Below are 21,917 nucleotides of genomic sequence, written 5' to 3'. Positions count from 1 at the left end.
CACTAGCAAACTCAAATTATTTATTAGAACTTTGCACACTTTTTTCCGGGAAAACCACAAAAGCCTAAAGTACTAAAAATGAAGAAGAAGATTGAAATATTAGCCCCTGCTAAAGATTTAATTGGAGGAATTGCTGCCATCAATAGTGGCGCCGATGCAGTTTATATTGGCGCACCATTATATGGAGCACGCTCTAATGCCACAAACTCTATTGAAGATGTTGCAGCATTGGTAAAGTATGCACACTTATTTAACGCTCAGGTTTTTGTCGTTATCAATACCATTTTATATGATAACGAATTAGAAACGTGTCGTTTAATGATTTGGGAATTATACAATATTGGAGTTGATGCCTTGATTATTCAAGATATGGCGATTATGGAAATGGACTTACCTCCTATCGTACTTCACGCCAGTACACAAGCCAATAATCGTGATGCCGATAAAATAAAATTCTTAAAAGATGCCGGAATAAAACGTGTCGTTTTAGCACGTGAATTGAACCTGCACCAAATTAAAGAAATCTACGATAAAGCAGATGTTGAATTAGAATTTTTCGTTACCGGCGCCTTATGTGTTTCCTTCAGCGGAAATTGTTATATGAGTGTGGCCAACGGAGAACGTAGTGCCAACCGTGGTTCTTGTGCTCAAAACTGTCGCTTACCATACAACTTAATCGACGGAAACGGAGAAACTTTAATCAAAAACAGTCACTTGCTTTCTATTAAAGATTTTGATGTTTCAAATGAAATTCCAAATCTGGTTGAAGCAGGAATTGTTTCTTTTAAAATAGAAGGCCGTCTAAAGGATATCGTTTACGTAAAAAATAACGTTTCGTATTTACGCCAAAAATTAGATGCTTACTTAGAAGGAAGTGATAAATATACCAAAGCTTCTTCGGGAAAATGTACTTACAGTTTTGATTCTGCTTTGGATAAAAGTTTTAATCGTGGTTACACCGACTATTTTGTAAACGAAAGACACAGTTCAATTGGCTCATGGGAAAGTCCAAAATCAAAAGGACAATACATTGGTAAATTGGTTAAAACAATAGGAAACGCTTACCAAATTGAGAATGGTGAATTATTGAATAATGGTGATGGACTATGTTTCATCAATGAAAATAATGAAGCAGAGGGAATCTATGTCAACAAAGTTGAAAATGGTTTGGCTTATCCTAACGTTTTAAAAGAAATTAAAGACGGTACTTTTATTTATAGAAATAATGATGCCGCTTTTATTAAAATTGTAGAAAGAGAAGACAGTGCCGTACGTAAAATCAGCACCACTTTATTATTGACCGAAAACGAAAATGGCTTTGAATTAATTGCCACTGACGAAGATGGAAATGTAAGTATTGTGACTTTGGTTCACCCGAAAGAACAAACTAAAAACAACGAATCGATCGCAGAAAACTTTAAAATCAATCTGGCAAAAACAGGTTTTACTCCTTATACTGCAGATGAAATTAATGTACTATTTTCTCAAAATTGGTTCCTTCCTATTTCAAAAATCAACGAAATGAGAAGAACCGTTTACGAGCAATTATCCGAAATTCGTTTGGCCAATTACAAACGTGAAGAACATCAGTTGGTAAAAACGTCACACCCTTATCCTGAAACCAAATTGGACTTTATGTACAATGTTTCAAATAAAATAGCGCGTAAATTTTACGAACGCCATGGTGTAACTGAAATTGAAAAAGCATTTGAATTACAATGGGATCCAGGAAAATCCCGTGTAATGACCACCAAATATTGTATCAAATACGAATTAAAAAAATGTCCGATACACCAAAAAGACATTGTAGGTGTCAAAGTAAAAGAACCATTAGTATTAAAACAAGGTGAACTGGAATACAAACTAAAGTTCAATTGCAAACCTTGTGAAATGGAAATTTGGGAAAAAGATGCCGAATTTGAAATTGAGGAAGATCATTTTCATTAAAAATACAAAACCGATACTTTTCTAAGTGTCGGTTTTTTTTATTTGAGCGTGTCCCTCCGGGTCGGGCTATCCGCTACAAGTCCTCGCACTTCCTTCGTCAGGCTCCGGGCTTTCCACTCCTATCCCTCGCGCAAAACGTAAACCAAGAACTCTTTCGTTTATAATTTCACTTTATACCCCCACAAACTTGTCATTTCGAGCGAAGTCGAGAAATCACACACGTAACTCGACAAAGATTGGCGATTTTCTATGTGGAATTTCTGATGTGATTTCTCGTGCCTCGAAAGGACAAATTAAGTGTGTATTTTGTAAACGAGATGTTTTTTTAGATAAATTAAATTTTCGAATTCATTTTTACTGTTCCACAGGTTTTTAAAAACCAGCTATTTATTAGAAACAGATTGTTCCCTGTAGTTCTGTCATTTCGACGAAGGAGAAATCTTCGCACGAAACTCGACAAAGTTTGATGATTCAAATTATGGAGCTACTCGTAAAGATTTCTCCTTCGTCAGAAATGATAAACTTTATGATTACTGAACATAAAAATTAATTTCACGATAAATTAAATCCGCCAAATCTCCAGAATTAACGTGAAAATAAATTCCATTTTTATTTATCTTTACTCTCAAAACTAACTTCAAATGAGATCAGAAAACAAGATTACATTATACTCTATTATTGCCGGAGTTTTTGTGTGTTCTCTGTTCCCATTTTTAATATTTTCTAAAAGCCTATTTGTTGACTTATGTACTCAAATATGCAATTTCGGTCTTTTTTGGACCCCAATATTTTGGGGGATTTTACTCCCCTTATTCATCGTTTTTCTATTTTGGAATACGGCTAAAAAAATCAGTTTCTCATTAGATCAGATATCTTATCTAAAAGCCTGCTCTCAATTTTCTTTTGCAGTAAGTTCAAAGCTTATAGTATCCCTTTTTACAATATATACAATAGGAATGTTTGTTAATGGAATATCATTTGCATTACGATCACAAATTCCATATCAAATTTTATTTTCAATCCTAATGATTTTATTTTTATCATTTACCTTAATGTTACTTACTTTTTTAAGCAGTTTAGTATTTATAAAACTAAGTCAAAACCCTCAAAATCTAAATTAAAAATGAAAATACTACTTCTAGGTTCAGGCGAATTAGGAAAAGAATTCACCATTGCCGCACAAAGAATCGGTCAGACCATAATTGCTGTTGACAGTTACGAAAACGCTCCTGCAATGCAAGTAGCTCATGGTTTTGAAGTAATCAATATGCTCGATGGCGAAGCACTTGACCGCATAGTAGCCAAACACCAACCCGACTTTATTGTCCCTGAGATAGAAGCCATTCGTACCGAACGTTTTTACGATTACGAAAAACAAGGCATCACCGTTGTTCCTTCAGCGAAAGCGGCGAATTTTACCATGAATCGAAAAGCTATTCGCGATTTAGCAGCAAAAGAATTAGGCTTAAAAACAGCCAAATACCAATACGCAACTTCGGCAGAAGAATTACAAAAAGCCGTTCAGGAAGTTGGAATTCCATGCGTAGTAAAACCGTTGATGTCGTCTTCAGGAAAAGGACAATCGACCATTAAAAATCAGGAAGATATTCTGAAGGCTTGGGAATATGCCGTTGCAGGTTCCCGAGGAGATGTTATCGAAGTGATCGTCGAAGCTTTTGTAGATTTCAATTCTGAAATTACACTTTTGACAATTACTCAAAATAACAATCCAACACTTTTTTGTGCTCCGATTGGTCACCGACAAGAACGTGGCGATTATCAGGAAAGCTGGCAGCCAGCAAAAGTCTCCGATAAAGACTTGTACGAAGCACAGGATATGGCCGAAAAGATTACCGAGGCCCTTGGTGGTGCCGGCCTTTTTGGTGTTGAATTTTTCCTGACCAATGACGGCGTTTATTTCTCCGAACTTTCCCCACGTCCGCACGATACCGGAATGGTAACTTTGGCCGGAACTCAAAATTTTAATGAGTTCGAATTGCATTTACGAGCCATTCTAAGCCTCCCTATTTTTGAAATCACTTTAGAAAAAGCCGGAGCAAGCGCTGTAATTTTGGCTACTGAAGATTCTGCAAACCCAACTTTTACCGGAATCGAAAAAGTAGCTGCTTTACCCAAAACCGATTTCCGACTTTTTGGAAAACCAACCTCAAGACCGTACCGCAGAATGGGTGTTGTTTTAAGTCATGATACTTTAGTCACTCCAATCGAAGAAATAACAGAACGCGCAAAAGCAACTTCAAAACTAATAATTGTAAACTCTTAAAAAATGAAAAAACTAATATTTCTTGCATTGTTATTTACCGGCCTTAACATGCAGGCTCAAGACAAAGAAAAAACCGAAAAACCTCAAATTGTAGAAACCGCTTGTGGTGAATGTCAATTCGGAATGAAAGGTGACGCTTGTGATCTTGCCGTTCGCATTGACGGAAAATCCTATTTTGTTGACGGAACAACCATCGACGAACATGGTGATGCTCACGCAAAAGATGGTTTTTGCAATGCAATCCGTAAAGCTGCTGTAACAGGAAAAATAGAAAATGACCGTTTTAAAGTGACTACATTTACTTTAATAAAGCAAAAATAATGGCGCTGATTCTTGACAATATTGCCAAGCATGTTGCATTGACTCCGGATGAGCAGGCACTTTTTTTATCCAAAACAGAAACACATACCTATAAAGCCAAGACCATTTTATTAAATGCGGGCGAAATATGTAAACATTCTTATTTTGTGAATTCAGGGATTTTAAGAAGCTTTAACATCAACGATAATATTGTTGAACATGTACTTTCTTTTGCCTGCGAAGGCTGGTGGATGAGTGACATGTACAGCTATTTTTCACAGAAACCCGGACAGCTTTTTATAGAAGCTCTAGAAGAAACTGAAATCGTTTCGCTATCAAAAGAAAATCAGGAGCAATTGTATCTTCAAATTCCAAAATTAGAACGTTTTTTCAGAATTCTAATCGAAAATTCATTAGTTGCCAATCAGCAAAGACTAATGGACAATCTGAGCTTACCCGCAGAAGAACGCTTTGAAAAATTCTGCGCCAAATATGGAACATTAGTTCACAAAGTCCCTCAAAAACAAATTGCTTCTTTCATTGGTGTTACGCCAGAGTTTTTTAGTAAAATGAAAGCAAGGCTTTTGAAGAAATAAATAATATAGCCACAGATTTCACAGATTAAAATGATTTTTTTGGCCACGAATTTCACTAATTCACGTGAATTTTAATTCCATTATTAAACCAATTAATTCGTGAAATTCGTGGCCATATTTTTTTAATCATTTTAATCTGTGAAATCTGTGGCAAAAAAAAAGAAAAAACACGGCTCAACCAAGAACCGTGTTTTTTTTATGAATTAAAATTGCTCAACCTCCGTAGAATGTTTCATTGCCGTAGTGGTTGACTTACCAATGGTAACCGTATTCTGAACCGCATCAAAATAAGAAGTCCCTACAAAAGCTTGATGTTTTACCGCTCTAAAACCATTTTTCTGTAAAGCAAATTCTCTTTCCTGTAACTCAGAATAACCCGCCATTCCGCGCTCTTTGTAAGCTTTAGAAAGTTCAAACATACTAGTGTTTAAAGCATGGAAACCTGCTAAAGTGATGAACTGGAATTTATATCCCATCGCAGCCAAATCTTCTCTGAAAGTTTCCATTTCTGCCACTGATAATTTTGCAGCCCAGTTAAAAGAAGGTGAACAATTATACGCTAACATTTTATCCGGAAATTCTTTTTTCATGGCATCAGCAAATTTTTTCGCATAAACCAAATCAGGATTACTGGTTTCCATCCAGATCAAATCGGCGTACGGTGCGTAGCTCAATCCTCTTGCAATTCCCTGATCGATACCGCAGTTTACATAAAAGAAACCTTCATTGGTTTTTTCACCAGTAATAAACTTTGCATCTCTAGGATCTGCATCACTCGTTAGTAAATTAGCGGCATCTGCATCGGTTCGCGCTACAATAAGTGTAGGAACCCCCATAACATCTGCTGCTAATCGAGCCGCAATTAGTTTATTAATCGCTTCCTGAGTTGGCACCAAAACCTTCCCTCCTAAATGCCCGCATTTTTTAGCAGAACTCAACTGATCTTCAAAATGAACCCCAGAAGCTCCGGCCTCAATCATAGATTTCATTAGTTCAAAAGCATTTAAATTTCCACCAAAACCTGCTTCGGCATCAGCAACAATGGGTACTAAATAATCTATTTTATCTTCTACTTTATTTACCACCTGAATCTGATCAGCTCGCAATAAAGCACTATTAATTTTTTTCACAACCATTGGTACACTATTTACCGGGTAAAGCGATTGATCCGGATACATTTCTCCAGCCAAATTCGCATCAGCAGCCACTTGCCAACCGCTTAAATAAATCGCTTCCAAACCGGCATCAACTTCCTGAATCGCCTGATTCCCTGTTAAAGCCCCCAATCCAGCTACATAATCCTGACTTTTTAACTTTCTCCATAATTTTTGCGCCCCTATTTTAGCAATAGAGTGCTCAATCTGATAAGAACCCTGAAGCGTCACCACTTCGGTAGCAGTATACGGACGTTCAACACCTTTCCATCTTGGGTTCGTAATCCAATCGTTAATCAATTCCTGAATTCTGTCTTCTGTTGTTTTCATAAATAATATAGTTAAGTTGGTTAGTAAAAAGTTTGCAGTCTCAGTTTTCAGTTTTCAGCTGAGACTTAAAAATTATTAGTATTGAGTTCGTTTAATACATAGGAACATCTCTTTTTTTGCGGATAAGCCGAAACGCTTGCCCTAAAGCACATAGCTATTTGCAAAATCAAGATTTCTTAAAATATCCCTTCCTTCAATTTTACATCTATGTTTCTATGTGTTAAAAAAAAAGTTCAAGAGCTCTTATAAATATTTGTAACATGGAATGGTCAAAAAGTCAACAAAATCAGCATTAACAACTAATCTTTCCAGTACTTTTTCAGCCAAAGGAAATTGTCGTTTTTCGTAGTTTTCTTCTCCCAATTCCGTTTTTATTTTATGGAATTCCTCTAAAGCCAATTCGTGATAATAGGCCAGATTCAACTCTTTGTCAGTATCCAAAACCACTTTATTCTGAAGCCACTGCCACAATTGTGATCTCGAAATCTCAGCCGTTGCAGCATCTTCCATCAAATTATGCAAAGCTGCTGCACCCTGACCATTCAACCACGAAGCCAAATACAAAACCCCAACATTGATGTTTTTTCGAACTCCATTTTCAGTAATGATTCCAATTGGTGGTTCAATCAGATCCGCTTCTGTAATTTTGCGGTGTTCTCTTTTGATATGAATCTGGTTTGGGGTTGGCATTCCGGCATCAAAAACTTCTTTCGCCAGCGCTACCAAATCCGGATGTGCTACCCAGGTGCCATCATGACCATTTCGAACTTCACGTTCTTTATCGGTTTTTACTTTTGCAAAAGCAACAGCATTGGCTTCTTCGTTATTTTTAATCGGAATCTGAGCCGCCATTCCTCCAATAGCATGAATTCCTCTTTTATGACATCTCTGAATTACCAAATTCGAATAAGCATTCATAAACGGTGAAGTCATATTTACCTGATCGCGATCCGGAACAATAAACTTCGAATTTTTACGGAATTTTTTGATGTACGAAAAGATATAATCCCAACGACCACAATTCAATCCCACTATATGCTCTTTCAATTCGTAGATAATTTCATCCAATTGAAAACTGGCTGTGATGGTTTCTATTAACACCGTAACTTTGATCGTTCCTCTTGCTAATTTTAAATAATCTTCGGTAAAATCAATTACAGTATTCCACCAACGCGCTTCTAAATAATGTTCCAACTTTGGAATATAGAAATAGGGTCCGGAATTATTTTCAAGTAATTGTTTATGATTGTGAAAAACATACAAACCAAAATCCATCAAAGAACCTGAAACCATTTGACCTTCTATCTGAAGGTGTTTTTCTAAAAGATGCAAACCTCTTGGACGAACAATCAAAGTCGCTATTTTTTCATTTAGCTGATAGGTTTTGTTTTTTGAAAGATCCGTATGCGAAATCGTTTTGTTAACCGCATCTATTAAATTAACCTGTCCCTCCATCAAATTTTGCCAGGTTGGAGAAGTACTGTCTTCAAAATCGGCCATAAATGTTTTTGCTCCTGAATTCAAGGCATTGATAATCATTTTGCGATCAACCGGCCCAGTAATTTCAACTCTTCTATCCAATAAATCTTTTGGTGTTTCACCGGCAGTCCAATTGCTTTCCCTAACCTCTTTGGTCTCTAAAGGAAAAGCAGGCATGACACCTTCATCAAAACCGACTTGCGCTTGGTCTCTTTGCAACAAAAGTAATTTTCGTTGTGATTCGAATTTCTTATGCAATTCTGTTATAAAAGCAATTGCATCATCGGTCCAAATACTTGGATAAGAAAGCTTTTTTTCGGCTAAAAATTCCATTGCCGTCTCGGTAATCTCAAATTGGTTTTTCATAGCTGCAGATTTTATTTTTAAATAGTTAAATAAGATATTGTCTCAACTGATTCATGCCTTTTAAAACATTTCATCTCTAACGATCTCACATCTAACTTGTTTTACACTACAATGTTATGAAAAAGTTTTTTACAAAACAAGCGAACGTTCGCTAAATGTGTAAAATATTTTTTTGGCGATTGTTTTTTTATTGGTTACATTTGACACTATGGATATCGAAAAAGATTATATAAAGCTGATTTTTGGGCTAAAACTCAAGCAGGTCCGCACCCAAAAGAACCTTTCGCTTTTTGGCTTAGCCAAATTGACCAACCTTTCAAAATCGTATTTAAACGAAATTGAAAAGGGAAAAAAATATCCCAAAACCGATAAAATTTTACTTTTATGCGAGCATCTCGATGTTTCTTACGACCAAATGGTCTCTTTAAAACTCGACAACAACCTCGCTCCGATTGGTGAAATTTTAAAATCCGGTATTTTAAAAGAGATTCCTTTAGAGCTTTTTGGAATTCAGGAAGCGGATCTAATTGATATTATTGCGAATGCTCCGGCAAAAGTCAACGCCTTTATCAGTACCATAATTGAAATTGCACAACATTATAATTTAAGTCGTGAAAGTTTCTTTTTAGCTGCTTTGCGTTCGTATCAGGAAGCACACAGCAATTATTTTGAAGATTTAGAAAATAAGGTAATCGCTTTCTCCAAATCTTTTCAAATCAATTTAGATACTAAGATCAGTGTTGAAGAATTGCAAGCGATTCTAAAAGAAGAGTACGAATACACCATAAAAGAAATTGCTTTTACTGATCAGGAAGCATTGGGCGATTTACGTTCCATTTATGTTCCAAAAAGCAAAACATTATTACTTTCCACAGAAATTGACGACCCACAAAAAGCATTTATACTTGCCAAAGAAATAGCCTACAATTATTTAAATCTATCCGACAGATTACTGACTTTCAGTTGGATTAAATTTGATAATTTCGATCAGGTGCTCCATAATTTTTATGCTTCGTACTTTGCCGGAGCTTTATTGCTGCCAAGACAATTGGTTGTAGACAAAATCAATGTATTCTTAAATAACGAACAACCTAAACCGGAACAGTTTGTAGCTTTAATTGAAAGTTTCGAAGTTTCACCGGAATCTTTCTACCAACGATTAACCAATTTATTACCGAAAGACTTTCATCTGAAGAATCTCTTCTTCCTAAGATTATCTCATAAAATTGGCTCTGATTTTTATCAGATAAAAAAAGAACTACACATTACCAATCAGCAGGAACCACACGCAAACGAAACCAATGAGCATTACTGCCGAAGATGGGTTTCGGTAAAAACGATTGACGAAGCAATCAGACAAAACAAACCCCACTTTTTTGATGCTCAGATTTCGAGTTATGCGAATAGCGGAAATGAGTATTTGGTTTTTTCTTCCGCTACAAAAGATCCGTTTGTTGAGAATTGCATCAGAAGTATTTCTGTTGGGATTTTGATCAATCCAACGATGAAAAAGAAATTCAAATTCATCGACGGAAAACCACTCACCAAACAAATCGTAGGCGTAACCTGCGAAACTTGTGCCGTAAAAGATTGCCTGGAAAGAGCTTCCCCTCCTATTGCATTAGAGAAAAAGAAACGTCATGAGGATACAGATGCCGTTGTGCAGCAGTATATCACGCAGTATAGCTAAAAGATTTTAGATTGCTGATTTTAGATTGAAGACTGTTGATTGAAGATTGTTGATTTTAGATTGCGATTATTGATTTTAGATTTTCTCACACCTTGTCATTTCGAAGAATGAGAAATCACACTAGAAACTCCGTTTCAATTTTCCGCAATTTTGTCATACTGAGGAACGAAGTATCTTCACGAGATAATCCGTAAAGTGTAGCTCAACAGTATCGATTCAGCAAACACAGATCCGTCATTCCTCAGGATAACAAACCGTACGGAGTTTCTGGTGTGATTTCTCGACTTCGCTCGAAATGACAAATTAAGGCACTCTTCACACCTATTACGTACAGCCATAAACTCCCCTCCTCAGAACCTTTGCATCTCCACCCCTTTAAACCTCCTATAAAAAAACTCAGAAACTTAGCCACTCAGAACCTCAGAACCTTTTCTTAATCTACATTAAGTACATTTCATCTATGTCCGTCGTAAATTTGTACTATAAAATAACAAAACACAAAGTATCATGGAAAATATAGTATTACACAAGGCAGAAACAAGAGGGAATGCAAATCACGGATGGCTAAATGCTTATCACAGTTTTAGTTTTGCAAGCTGGTACAATCCGGAAAGAGTTCAATTTGGAGCATTACGCGTTTTAAACGATGATACGATTGCAGGCGGAATGGGCTTTGGAACACACCCACACGACAATATGGAAATCATCACTATCCCGTTGGAAGGTGATTTAGCGCACAAAGACAGTATGGGTAACACCGAAATCATCAAAAATGGTGATATTCAGGTAATGAGTGCAGGAACCGGAGTACAACACAGTGAGTTTAATCCGAATGCCGATCAGCAGACTAAATTGTTACAAATCTGGTTGTTTCCAAACCAAAGAAATGTTGATCCACGTTATCAGCAAATTTCTTTGAATGTTGAGGACAGACATAACAAATTACAACAAATCTTATCTCCAAATGCAGACGATGCAGGAGTTTGGATTCACCAGGATGCGTGGTTCCATATGGCCAACTTTGACGCTGGAATCGCAACAGAATATCATCTAAAAAAAGAAGGAAATGGCGTTTATGCTTTTATCTTAAAAGGAAATGTAACCATCAACGGACAGGAATTAAACTCCCGTGATGCTCTTGGAATTACCGGTTTTGAGACTTTAAACATCAAAGCAAATACTGATGCTGAGTTTCTTTTAATGGAAATTCCGATGAATTATTAATTCGCATAAGTAATAAACAAATTCTCATAGCAAGAGGTAATATTTTGAATTTCAATTTATTACCTCTTTATTTTTTATCCAAAATTTCATAAAGCCCGAAAGAAAGATTAAATTTATAGTAGAAACTGACCGGACTTCAACAAAGTAGAAATAACCACTCTAAAATGCTCAATTATGGATCCAAATGACCTTACAAAAGAATATACGAATGGTGAAGTAACTATCGTATGGCAATCCGGAAAATGTATTCATTCTGCCAATTGTGTAAAAAATAATCCCGATGTTTTTCACCCAAAAGAAAAACCGTGGATACAAGCTAAAAATTCAACCACTAAAAAAATTATTGAAACCGTAAACAAATGTCCATCCGGAGCTTTGACTTTTTACCTGAACAATAAAGACTGATAATCAAAAACTTAATCTATTGTTTTCATTTCTTAATCTAGGTTAAGTACCCTTCGTTTACTCTCAGCGTAACTTTGCCTTATCAAAATGAAACTATTACAATTAAAAAAAATAAAATTATGGCAACTACAAAATGGTCTATTGACCCAACACATTCACAAATTGGCTTTAAAGTAAAACACATGATGTTTACAAATGTTTCAGGCAAATTCGGAACTTACGATGCAACCGTTACAACTGATGACGAGAATTTCGAAAATGCAGATATCGCTTTTTCCGCAGACATCTCTTCAATTGATACAGCAAATGCAGACAGAGACGGACACTTAAGAAGCGGCGATTTTTTTGATGTTGAAAACCATCCAAAATTAGCTTTCAAATCTTCTTCCTTTAAAAAAGTTGATGATGGTGAATATGAAATCACAGGAGATCTAAACATCAAAGGAGTTTCTAAAACAGTAAAATTTCCAGTAGAATTTAGTGGTATCATGACCGATCCTTGGGGAAATACAAAAGTAGGCTTAAACATCGAAGGAAAAATCAATCGTAAAGATTGGGGACTAAACTGGAATTCTGCCCTTGAAACCGGTGGTGTATTGGTTGGAGAAGAAGTTAAACTAAACATCGAAATTCAATTGGCAAAACAAGCATAATTTGAATTAATCTGATTAATGAAAGGCTCTGTATTCTAATAAGTACAGGGCTTTTTGTTTGACACAAATTTTCACTAATTGTAAACTGAAAAACTAAAATTTAATTCGTGTAATTCGTGGTAAACACCCTCTTTTTTGTCATTTCGAAGAATGAGAAATCACACTACAAATTAACGCACAGTTTGCGGAATGTTGGATGTGATTTCTCATTCTTCGAAATGACAATCTTTGCGCAATAAAAAACCACAACCAACGAATCAATTCGTGACAATTCGTGCAATTCGTGTCAAAAAATCAACGTCCTGTATTATTCCTAAACTCCGTCGGAGAAATTCCGGTTTGTTTTTTAAATAATCTCGAAAAATAAGAGTAGTCTTCATAACCAACAGCATATGCCACCTCGTTTACAGCTAATTGTTTATCGATCAGCATTCTTTTTATTTCGAGAATTACGCGATCCATAATTACTTCGGTTGCTGTTTTTTGCAAAATCTCGTTACATATTCGGTTCAAATGTTTTAAAGTAATATGCAATTGATCCGCATAAAACGAAGGCAACTTCTGAGTTTTAAAGTACTTTTCCAGAAGCAGCTCGAAAGCACTAATTTTAACATTATACGAATGCGCCTGACGTGAGTAAGTTTCACCGTATTTACGGGCAATTTCGATATGAATACAATCCAACAAATTGAGCATCTTGTCTAATTGCAATCTATGATTTTGACTGTTTTCCTGAATCAGCAGATTAAAATAAGGCAAAATTTTAGATGATTCTTCCCCTTCAAAAAGAACTTCCGGCTGATTGAGAATCGAATTGTAAAAATTGTAGTCGTTTATTTTTTTCTGTCCGAAATACAGATTATAAAGTTCTTGTGAAAAGATAATCACATACCCCTCAATATCTTCAGACAAACTCCAATGGTGCATTTGCCCAGGTTGCAAAACAAACAAACTACCCTTTTTTATTTCAAAACGATCAAAATCAACTTCGTGAATTCCCGATCCGTTAGTAAAAAAAACCATTAAATAAGAATCGTGACGATGCGGCTCTTCTACGAAACTGTGACTTTTTAAATGTTCCTTGAAAGTATTGACATAAAAATCACGGTGAATATCGTTACAACTAAAATTCTGAACGCTATAAACAGGGTATTTTTTCATAACAAATGTCTTTATTGTGCTATAAGTAGCGAAGATATAAAAAAGGTTTCAATAGAATCTAAAATACCTTTGTATAAATAAAAAACAACAAAATCATGTCAAGTACACTAGTCCATATTTTGAAAAATGAATGTCCGAATTGTCATAAAGGAAAAGTATTCAAAGACAAAAACATATTCCTAAATATCGGTTTTCCAAAAATGAATGAATACTGTGGTCATTGTAATTATAAGTTCCAAAAAGAGCCAGGCTACTTTTTTGGTGCGATGTATGTAAATTACGGACTAACGGTTGCGCAAGGAATTGCTACTTACTGTATTGCACAATTTTTCTTCGAAAAGACATTTGATCTGAGAATTATTCCCATCATTGCGGTTGTAATTACTTCTTTATCATTTTTTAACCTTCGTTTTTCCAGATTATTATGGATTTATATGTTTAAGGACTATACAAGCTAAAAAAATGTTATTTTTGCCTTTCAATTGAAACTAATTTTCAATTCCAAAAAAATTCAATCTTTAAATTAGACAAATGAAAGCATACGTATTTCCAGGTCAGGGTGCACAGTTTACAGGAATGGGCAAAGACTTATATGAAACATCGGCTTTAGCCAGAGAATTATTCGAAAAAGCTAATGAAATTTTAGGTTTCAGAATTACAGATATCATGTTTGAAGGTACTGCCGAAGAACTAAAAGAAACAAAAGTAACACAACCTGCCGTTTTTTTACACTCGGTTATTTTAGCCAAAACTTTAGGCGAAGATTTTAAACCGGAAATGGTTGCAGGACATTCTTTAGGAGAATTTTCTGCATTGGTAGCTAATGGAACATTATCTTTTGAAGATGGACTGAAATTAGTTTCTCAACGTGCTCTTGCGATGCAAAAAGCATGCGAAATTACACCTTCTACAATGGCTGCCGTTTTAGGTTTAGCAGACAATGTTGTTGAAGAAGTTTGCGCTTCTATTGACGGTGTTGTCGTAGCTGCAAATTACAACTGCCCTGGGCAATTAGTAATCTCAGGAGAAACCACGGCTGTTGAAAAAGCCTGTGAAGCAATGAAAGCTGCGGGAGCAAAACGTGCTTTGATTTTACCTGTTGGAGGGGCATTCCACTCACCAATGATGGAACCGGCAAGAGAAGAATTAGCTGCAGCAATTGAAGCCACAACATTCGCAACACCTATTTGTCCGGTATATCAAAACGTAACAGCTAGCGCTATTTCTGATGCCAATGAAATCAAAAAGAACCTGATCATTCAATTGACTGCTCCTGTAAAATGGACACAATCGGTACAACAAATGATCGCTGACGGTGCTACTTTATTTACTGAAGTTGGACCAGGAAAAGTATTAGCCGGTTTAATTACTAAAATTGACAAAGAAGCAGTTACTGCTAATGCTTAATTTTTAGTTTTCAGCTTGAAATAAAAATCAAAAAATCCCAAATGATCAAATTCATTTGGGATTTTATATTTCTATAGATCTTTTGCTTCAATGCAATAATTATTCAGGATACCTGTAATCAAATAATTTTGCTCACTTTTTTCAAAAAAGACATACCAAGTTTTACGAGAATTAGTTTTATAAAAAACATAATTAGAACCTAAATGCCGGAGTATTGTTGGCGTTTTCTTATGCAGAAAACTTGAAATCCCAGAAACAATAAAAGTGACAATTTCATCCACATATTTCTGTGCAGACTGAGGAAAACCAAAATATTCTTTTCCAAAAAGCAAAAAAAACCAAATGATCAAAATACTCAAGAACATTGTTCTCAAAAATTATTTTTCCCAAGGATATGCTTTTATTCTCTTAAACATTTCCTCTTTAAATTCCTCTGGAGTCAACCCGTTTGCAAACTCGGCATCAGAATCAAAAGTATCTCTGTCTATTCCTTTAAATTCTGGTTTCAGAACTTCATATTCTAATGCTGGTTCTTCGACTTTATTGTCTTTTATTTGTTTTTTCTTCGCATTCATAATAAAAAATTTCACCTAACCCATTTATAACAAATCAACCAAATCAAGATATACCAAATTATCGATTAATCAATTGGAAATTTATATTTCTACAGATTTTTTGCTTCAATACAATAATTATTCAGGATACCTGTAATCAAATAATTTTGCTTACTCTTTTCAAAAAAAAACATACCAAGTTGTACGAGAATTAGTTTTACAAAAAATATAATCAGAACCTAAATACCGAAGCATTGTTGGCGTTTTCTTGTGTAGACCCTTTTGTATTTTTTCCGGAACAGCATCGTAGATATTAGAAACATATCTTTCTGCTGCATCTACAGAGCCGAAATACTCTTTTTCATACAACATAACAACTAAATTATCAAGATATCGAATAACGCCTCGTGTAAAAACAACTTCTATTTTCCCCACCACTCTCTAATTCTCTTAATTGATTCTGCCTTTGATTCCTCCGGAGTCAACCCGTTTGCAAACTCAGCATCAAAATCAAAAGTATCTCTGTCTATTCCTTTAAATTCTGATCTCTGAACCTCATATTCTACTACTGGTTCTTCGACTTTATTGTCTTTTATTTGTTTTTTCTTCGCATTCATGATCCCTTTTTTTATTCTGATAAATTTACGACAAACTAATCGGACCAAAAGATTTCAATTTATAAATGTGTGGTTTTAATCTCTATTTGTTATTGACCGTAGAGACGCACTGCAGTGCGTCTCTACGAATGCGGCGTGTCTTCTATCCGTATTCCTTTTTTATTTTATGTGATTTTCTTTCTTCTTATAATTAATAATAAATACACCTAAAATAATAAGCACTGTAGCGATGATAAAATCAACGGTGATTTTTTCATCTAAAATCAACCAACCCAGAAAAACAGCTATAATTGTGTTGATGTAAGACAAAATAGAAACTTGTACAGCTGTAACACGTTTTAAAGCATAATTATAACAGAGAAAAGCAATTACAGACCCAAAAACAGACAGATATAAAGAAGCAAAAATACTTCTTGAACTCCACAAACTTATATCTGGATTTGGCGAAAAAATAAAAGCTAAAACCAATTGTATACAAGAAGCCATTGTAAACTGATAAAACAAATTGAGTGCAATATTACCCGATTTATAAGCATGCGTTTTGGTATAAATCGTTCCGGCTGCCCATGCTAAAATTGCCAACCCCATAAACAGCACTCCGATTTTATAATCTGCATCCAAAAACGACCCGAGCCCTTCTTTGAATATAAAAACAACTCCTGAAAATCCGATTATAACCCCAACGAAGCCTTTTAAACTTGCTTTTTGCAATCCAAACAAAATACTACCTATAAAAATAAGTATTGGCGACATGGCACTAATCACAGACGCCAGTCCGCTGGGTAAAGTCTGTTCGGCAACCGTTGTAAATCCATTCGCAATTACAATCATTAATACAGATGGAACCAACTGGTGTTTTAAATTTTCCCAACCAATCCATTTCAGTTCTTTTTTAAACAATAAAACGGTCATAATCATCAGTCCCGCCAATCCTTGACGAATAGAGGTTACAAACCAGGGCGGGATTGTTTCTACAGCAACCCTAATTCCTAAAAATGTGGTGCCCCAAACAACTCCAACAGTTGCTAAGGCAAAAATTAACTTATAATCTAAATTTTGTTTCATGATAATTAAATGCCTTTTTTTTAAATAAAAAAAATCCCAAATTACACTTCGATAATTTGGGATTTTTTCAATGTAGATGCACTGAAGTGCATTTTTACACCATTATGATCGTACTTTTTGTTCCCATTTCCAGGCGCTTGCCATGGCTTCGTCTAACGTTAACTGTGCTTTCCATCCCAAAACATTATTTGCCTTATCTGTATTTGCATAAGCCTCCGTGATATCACCCTCGCGGCGTGGCATAATTTTATAAGGTAATTTTTTATCACTGACTTTTTCAAAGCTATTAATCACTTCAAGGACAGAACTTCCTTTTCCTGTTCCTAAATTAAAAGTCTCTACTTTAGACAGATTCTTTTTATTGAATAAACGCTGTAAAGCAATAACGTGTGCTTTTGCCAAATCAACCACGTGAATATAATCCCGAACCGCCGTTCCGTCCGTCGTTGGATAATCATCTCCAAAAACAGATAACTCCTGACGTAATCCGATACCGGTTTGCGTGATAAAAGGCACTAAATTCTGAGGAACTCCAATTGGTAACTCTCCAATCTCTGTCGAAGCGTGAGCTCCAACCGGATTAAAATAGCGTAACAAAATAGCACTGATATTCGTTACTTTAGCCGTATCTGTTATGATTTCTTCTCCTATTTGCTTGGTATTTCCATAAGGAGACATTGCGGTCTGGACAGGAGCATCTTCTGTAATCGGCATTTTTTCGGCTTGACCGTAAACCGTACAAGAAGAACTAAAAATAAAACTGGCCTCCGGTTTTTGTTCCAATTGCTGTAACAAATACACCAAAGTGCTGATATTGTTTTCGTAGTACAAAAGTGGATTTTCAACACTCTCGCCCACTGCCTTTGAAGCCGCAAAATGAATAACCCCAGTAACGTCATTGTGTTTTTTAAAGAAATCCTGGACTTTGGACTTCTCCCGTAAATCTATTTTTTCAAACAGCGGAAGTTTCCCCGTAATTTTCTCAATTCCTTTTAAAACATCTTCTGAAGAATTAGAAAGATCATCAATTATTACAACTTCAAAGCCTTCATTTTGCAATTCGACTACTGTATGTGATCCGATAAATCCTAAACCTCCCGTTACTAATACTTTCATTTTGTGGTTATTTTATATGGCTAATAATTAAGTTTACTCTATTTCAAAAATTCAATAACACTATCGGTAATAAATTTAATCTGTTCGTCATCTAATTCTGTATGCATCGGTAAAGCGATTACTTCCTGCACTAATTGATTGGTAACAGGAAACTGCTCTTCTTTATAACGAACATCAACATACGCTTTTTGTGAATGCAAAGGAATCGGGTAGTAAATCGCACAAGGAATCCCTTTGTCCAACAAATGTTGCATTAAACCATTACGGTCCGCATCAATAACTCTTAAAACATACTGATGAAAAACGTGATCGTTTTGATCCGCATCAAATTCAGGAGTTATAATATTTTTATTCCCTGCAAAAGCAGCGTTGTATTTTGTTGCAGCCAAACGACGTGCTGTATTGTACTCGTCTAATAAAGGTAATTTCGCATTTAAAACAGCGGCTTGGATACTGTCTAGACGTGAATTCACACCCACAACATCGTGGTGGTAACGCTCGTACATTCCGTGATTTACGATTCCGCGGATAATGTGAGCCAATTTATCATCGTTTGTGAAAATCGCTCCACCATCTCCGTAACAACCTAAATTTTTAGACGGGAAAAATGAAGTAGCAGCCACATGACCAATTACGCCAACTTTGCTTTTTACTCCTGACTTAGAAATATAATCCGCTCCAATGGCTTGTGCATTGTCCTCGATTACATACAAATTGTGCTCAGCAGCAATTTCCATGATCGCATCCATATTAGCAGCACGTCCGAATAAATGTACCGGAACAATTGCTTTTGTTTTTGGAGTAATTGCATTTTTAAGCGCTTCGATATCAATGTTCATATTGTTCATATCAACATCAACCAAAACCGGAGTCAATTGCAACAAAGCAATCACCTCAACTGTCGCAGCAAAGGTAAAATCTGCTGTAATAACCTCATCTCCGGGCTTAAGATCTAGTCCCATCATCGCAATTTGCAAGGCATCGGTTCCGTTTGCACAAGGAATTACGTGTTTTGCACCTAAATAGTCTTCCAGATTTTTTTGAAACTGATGAACTAATGGTCCGTTTATATAAGTATTTGTATCTAAAACTTCTTGAATCGAAGCATCAACTGTAGTTTTTATTTTCTCGTATTGACTCTTTAAGTCAACCATTTGAATTTTTTTCATTTATCTTTCTTTATTTTAAAACTTAAGATTTGTTTTTGGAATTCAATCTTCAAAACGAAGAACAAAAATAGTTATTTAATACCTTCAAACAATGAAAAATAATGGAAAGAAACGTATTTTAGCACCAAAATTACACACATGCTTTTTCTATACAATTTAGTCGTTTATCTTGCTACGTTTTTTCTGAAAATTGTTTCCTTATTTAGTCCGAAAATTAAGCTTTTTACAGAGGGAAGAAAAAACGTCTTCACGATATTGGAAGAAAAGATAAAACCCACAGACAGAACAATCTGGTTTCACGCTGCCTCTCTTGGAGAGTACGAACAAGGCCTTCCTGTTATTGAAAAAATCAAAGAAAAATACCCTTCACACAAAATCATTGTTACCTTCTTTTCCCCTTCCGGATACGAAGTGCGTAAAAATAACACAGTAGCAGATGTTACCTTATACCTGCCTTTAGACACCAAAAGCAACGCTAAACGTTTTTTAAAACTAACCCATCCCGAACTGGTATTTTTTATCAAATATGAATTCTGGCTTAATTACCTGAAAGAACTCAAAGAAAACAAAATACCTACTTATTTAGTTTCCGGAATTTTCAGAGACAGTCAGATGTTTTTTAAATGGTATGGTGGATTTTATCGCAAAGCTTTAAAAACATTTACTTACTTCTTTGTACAAAATCAAAGTTCAAAAGAAAAAATAGAAGCTCTTGGCTTCCACAATGTGATTGTTTCCGGCGATACTCGTTTTGACCGTGTGAATGCTATTTTAGAAAGAGACAACACGCTTGATTTTATTGAGAATTTCAAAAACAATCAAACCACAATTGTTATCGGAAGTTCATGGCCAAAAGACGAAGCCTTATTAGCCGAATACATCAATCAGGCTCCTGAAAATGTAAAATTCATTATTGCCCCGCATAACATAAAAGCAGATCAGATCGCGAACCTCACGGCTCAAATCACGAAATCAACTGTCCTATATTCTGAAAAAGAAAACAGCGACCTATCTACTTATAATGTCTTTATTATTGACACAATAGGCCTATTAACCAAAATATATAGTTATGGAACGATTGCCTACGTAGGAGGTGGATTTGGAAACCCGGGTATTCATAACATTCTGGAACCGGCTACTTTTGGTATTCCAATTGTGATTGGCCCAAACTACGCTAATTTTGCGGAGGCTGTACAACTGGTAACACTTGGAGGTTGCACCGTTATCAACAACAAAGAGGAGCTAAAACAAAATCTGGATCGTTTGATCTCGAACGAAACCTATTATAAAGAAAAAGCACAAATCTGCAAGTCGTTTATTCAGGACAATAAAGGAGCTACAAACAGCGTTATGGAAATCGTTTCGTAACAACTCCGATTAACAAAAACTAAATTTCGAGTCGTAAATCATAAAAAATACTTTCAAAAAAGGGCATCAATCTATTTGGCGATTATTAAATAATCATCAAAAAGCAAAATAAACCACAATGAAGACCGTAAAAAGCCCCCTTTTTCTTATTGAATATGCAAGGATCGATAATTTACGCAAAATATACCACAATACAACACAATTTAACTATTTTGGCATATTTTTTGATAATTAAGATAATCGTGAGCGATGAAAATATTTTAAAAAAAAAATAAAAAAATATTTTACATATTAAAAAATTTATATCTTTGCCACGAATTAATAATTAACCTTTTATAATAAAGTAAGATGAAAAAAGTATTTTTAAGTTTAGCTGTTGTTGCTGTTTTAACTGTTGTATCTTGTAAAAAAGCTGACGCTGCAGCTACTGAAGCTGTAGATTCTACTGCTGTTGCTGTTGATTCTGCTGCTGCTGTAGTTGATTCTGCTGCTGCAACTGTTGATTCTGCTGCTGCAAAAGTTGATTCTGCTGCTGCAAAAGTTGAAGAAGCTGCTGCTCCTGCTAAAAAGTAATTCTAAATTACTCAAAAAATTAAAAAGCTATCTTTTAACAGATAGCTTTTTTTTATACCCAGAAACCAAGGTTCTTGGAAATTCCAAAATTTTAAAATTCCAAATCTTGAATTCCAAGCTTCGCTTTGAATTTTAAAATAGAACAAGAACACCTTATAACAAAAAAGGATTAAAGACCGTATTAGATCTTTAATCCTTTTTTGTTATTATATATTTCTCAAATCACTATAGAGGAACCTACCTTTAAAAACACCCCTTCATTCAACCCAACACCACACCACTACTATTAACCATTTTCAACACAGATCTACAAGCCCTATTTTCCATCAATCTTGTCATCCTATGTTTGTAGTAAAAAAGGATTTAATGTTTTTATTAAATTTATGTTGAAATTTTTCAACAGAAGAAAGGGAAAGATAAAAGCTAAGTTTTGTCATTTGTCTTAGAGACTGTTCGCAA

At 35.3% G+C, this 21,917-nt stretch carries 21 protein-coding genes; 12 read left to right on the top strand and 9 right to left on the bottom strand.

Translation table 11 applies throughout. From position 1 onward, the window contains the following. The first annotated feature begins 78 nt into the window (after positions 1-78). From ACHRV5_RS12235 to ACHRV5_RS12220, 4 genes are all read left to right on the top strand, one after another. A complete protein-coding gene (locus ACHRV5_RS12235; RefSeq protein WP_395426947.1) occupies positions 79-1,947 on the top strand; it encodes a U32 family peptidase in 1,869 nt (622 codons plus the stop codon). 1,081 nt (positions 1,948-3,028) lie between these two features. After that, a complete protein-coding gene (purT, locus tag ACHRV5_RS12230; RefSeq protein WP_395427069.1) occupies positions 3,029-4,231 on the top strand; it encodes a formate-dependent phosphoribosylglycinamide formyltransferase in 1,203 nt (400 codons plus the stop codon). A gap of 3 nt (positions 4,232-4,234) precedes the next feature. Further along, the gene (locus tag ACHRV5_RS12225; RefSeq protein ID WP_230004571.1) at positions 4,235-4,552 is read left to right on the top strand and encodes a DUF6370 family protein; all 318 of its coding nucleotides are present in this window, start codon (positions 4,235-4,237) and stop codon (positions 4,550-4,552) included. Beyond that, complete coding sequence (locus ACHRV5_RS12220) at positions 4,552-5,127, top strand: Crp/Fnr family transcriptional regulator (protein ID WP_047778320.1); 576 nt, start codon at positions 4,552-4,554, stop codon at positions 5,125-5,127. Before ACHRV5_RS12225 ends, ACHRV5_RS12220 begins: the two co-directional genes overlap by 1 nt. A 203-nt stretch (positions 5,128-5,330) precedes the next feature. Here the strand turns inward: ACHRV5_RS12220 and aceA are convergent, their stop codons facing one another. Beyond that, positions 5,331-6,611 carry an isocitrate lyase gene (aceA, locus tag ACHRV5_RS12215; protein WP_047778318.1) on the bottom strand — a complete coding sequence of 427 codons (1,281 nt, stop codon included), beginning with the start codon at positions 6,609-6,611 and terminating at the stop codon, positions 5,331-5,333. A gap of 243 nt (positions 6,612-6,854) precedes the next feature. Beyond that, positions 6,855-8,456, bottom strand: a complete 1,602-nt coding sequence (aceB, locus tag ACHRV5_RS12210) for a malate synthase A (RefSeq protein WP_395426946.1) — start codon at positions 8,454-8,456, stop codon at positions 6,855-6,857. A gap of 208 nt (positions 8,457-8,664) precedes the next feature. Between aceB and ACHRV5_RS12205 the strand changes: the two genes are divergently transcribed. The 4 genes from ACHRV5_RS12205 (at position 8,665) to ACHRV5_RS12190 (ending at position 12,428) form a co-directional block, all read left to right on the top strand. Continuing rightward, on the top strand, positions 8,665-10,146 hold the full coding sequence (locus ACHRV5_RS12205) for a helix-turn-helix domain-containing protein (RefSeq protein WP_395426945.1): 1,482 nt from the start codon (positions 8,665-8,667) through the stop codon (positions 10,144-10,146). A gap of 507 nt (positions 10,147-10,653) precedes the next feature. Beyond that, entirely contained in the window at positions 10,654-11,370 is a 717-nt protein-coding gene (locus ACHRV5_RS12200; RefSeq protein WP_395426944.1) for a pirin family protein, read from the top strand. A 174-nt stretch (positions 11,371-11,544) separates the two neighbouring features. Next, positions 11,545-11,775: a (4Fe-4S)-binding protein gene (locus ACHRV5_RS12195; protein WP_230004569.1), complete on the top strand. Its 231-nt coding sequence runs from the start codon at positions 11,545-11,547 to the stop codon at positions 11,773-11,775. A 119-nt stretch (positions 11,776-11,894) separates the two neighbouring features. Next, positions 11,895-12,428, top strand: coding sequence for a YceI family protein (locus ACHRV5_RS12190; protein ID WP_395426943.1), 534 nt, complete (start codon positions 11,895-11,897; stop codon positions 12,426-12,428). A 294-nt stretch (positions 12,429-12,722) separates the two neighbouring features. Here ACHRV5_RS12190 and ACHRV5_RS12185 read toward each other — a convergent pair whose 3' ends face one another. After that, a complete protein-coding gene (locus ACHRV5_RS12185) occupies positions 12,723-13,589 on the bottom strand; it encodes an AraC family transcriptional regulator (RefSeq protein ID WP_395426942.1) in 867 nt (288 codons plus the stop codon). Positions 13,590-13,684: 95 nt separating this feature from the next. Between ACHRV5_RS12185 and ACHRV5_RS12180 the strand changes: the two genes are divergently transcribed. Both ACHRV5_RS12180 and fabD read left to right on the top strand, forming a co-directional pair. Further along, on the top strand, positions 13,685-14,047 hold the full coding sequence (locus ACHRV5_RS12180) for a hypothetical protein (RefSeq protein ID WP_047773234.1): 363 nt from the start codon (positions 13,685-13,687) through the stop codon (positions 14,045-14,047). 73 nt (positions 14,048-14,120) lie between these two features. Continuing rightward, a complete protein-coding gene (fabD, locus tag ACHRV5_RS12175) occupies positions 14,121-14,996 on the top strand; it encodes an ACP S-malonyltransferase (protein WP_395426941.1) in 876 nt (291 codons plus the stop codon). Positions 14,997-15,067: 71 nt separating this feature from the next. Here the strand turns inward: fabD and ACHRV5_RS12170 are convergent, their stop codons facing one another. The 6 genes from ACHRV5_RS12170 to ACHRV5_RS12145 all read right to left on the bottom strand — a co-directional run bounded on the left by ACHRV5_RS12170 (position 15,068) and on the right by ACHRV5_RS12145 (position 19,517). Further along, entirely contained in the window at positions 15,068-15,355 is a 288-nt protein-coding gene (locus tag ACHRV5_RS12170) for a hypothetical protein (protein WP_395426939.1), read from the bottom strand. 18 nt (positions 15,356-15,373) lie between these two features. Continuing rightward, entirely contained in the window at positions 15,374-15,571 is a 198-nt protein-coding gene (locus ACHRV5_RS12165) for a hypothetical protein (RefSeq protein ID WP_395426938.1), read from the bottom strand. Between the two features lie 401 nt (positions 15,572-15,972). Then, a complete protein-coding gene (locus ACHRV5_RS12160; RefSeq protein WP_395426937.1) occupies positions 15,973-16,167 on the bottom strand; it encodes a hypothetical protein in 195 nt (64 codons plus the stop codon). 159 nt (positions 16,168-16,326) lie between these two features. Beyond that, positions 16,327-17,232, bottom strand: a complete 906-nt coding sequence (locus ACHRV5_RS12155; protein ID WP_230004560.1) for a DMT family transporter — start codon at positions 17,230-17,232, stop codon at positions 16,327-16,329. A gap of 102 nt (positions 17,233-17,334) precedes the next feature. Beyond that, positions 17,335-18,348, bottom strand: coding sequence for a UDP-glucose 4-epimerase GalE (gene galE, locus ACHRV5_RS12150; protein ID WP_047773224.1), 1,014 nt, complete (start codon positions 18,346-18,348; stop codon positions 17,335-17,337). 38 nt (positions 18,349-18,386) lie between these two features. After that, a complete protein-coding gene (locus ACHRV5_RS12145) occupies positions 18,387-19,517 on the bottom strand; it encodes a DegT/DnrJ/EryC1/StrS aminotransferase family protein (protein ID WP_047773222.1) in 1,131 nt (376 codons plus the stop codon). 138 nt (positions 19,518-19,655) lie between these two features. Between ACHRV5_RS12145 and ACHRV5_RS12140 the strand changes: the two genes are divergently transcribed. Further along, entirely contained in the window at positions 19,656-20,885 is a 1,230-nt protein-coding gene (locus ACHRV5_RS12140) for a 3-deoxy-D-manno-octulosonic acid transferase (RefSeq protein ID WP_395426936.1), read from the top strand. A gap of 348 nt (positions 20,886-21,233) precedes the next feature. Continuing rightward, positions 21,234-21,458 (top strand): hypothetical protein, encoded by a 225-nt coding sequence (locus tag ACHRV5_RS12135; protein ID WP_017497763.1) that lies wholly within the window; start codon positions 21,234-21,236, stop codon positions 21,456-21,458. The last annotated feature ends 459 nt before the right edge of the window (positions 21,459-21,917 follow it).

Origin of the sequence: Flavobacterium sp. FlaQc-52 (assembly GCF_044007495.1) — a bacterium.
Classification (GTDB): domain Bacteria; phylum Bacteroidota; class Bacteroidia; order Flavobacteriales; family Flavobacteriaceae; genus Flavobacterium; species Flavobacterium cupriresistens.
This window is presented reverse-complemented; position numbering and strand designations above follow the sequence as displayed.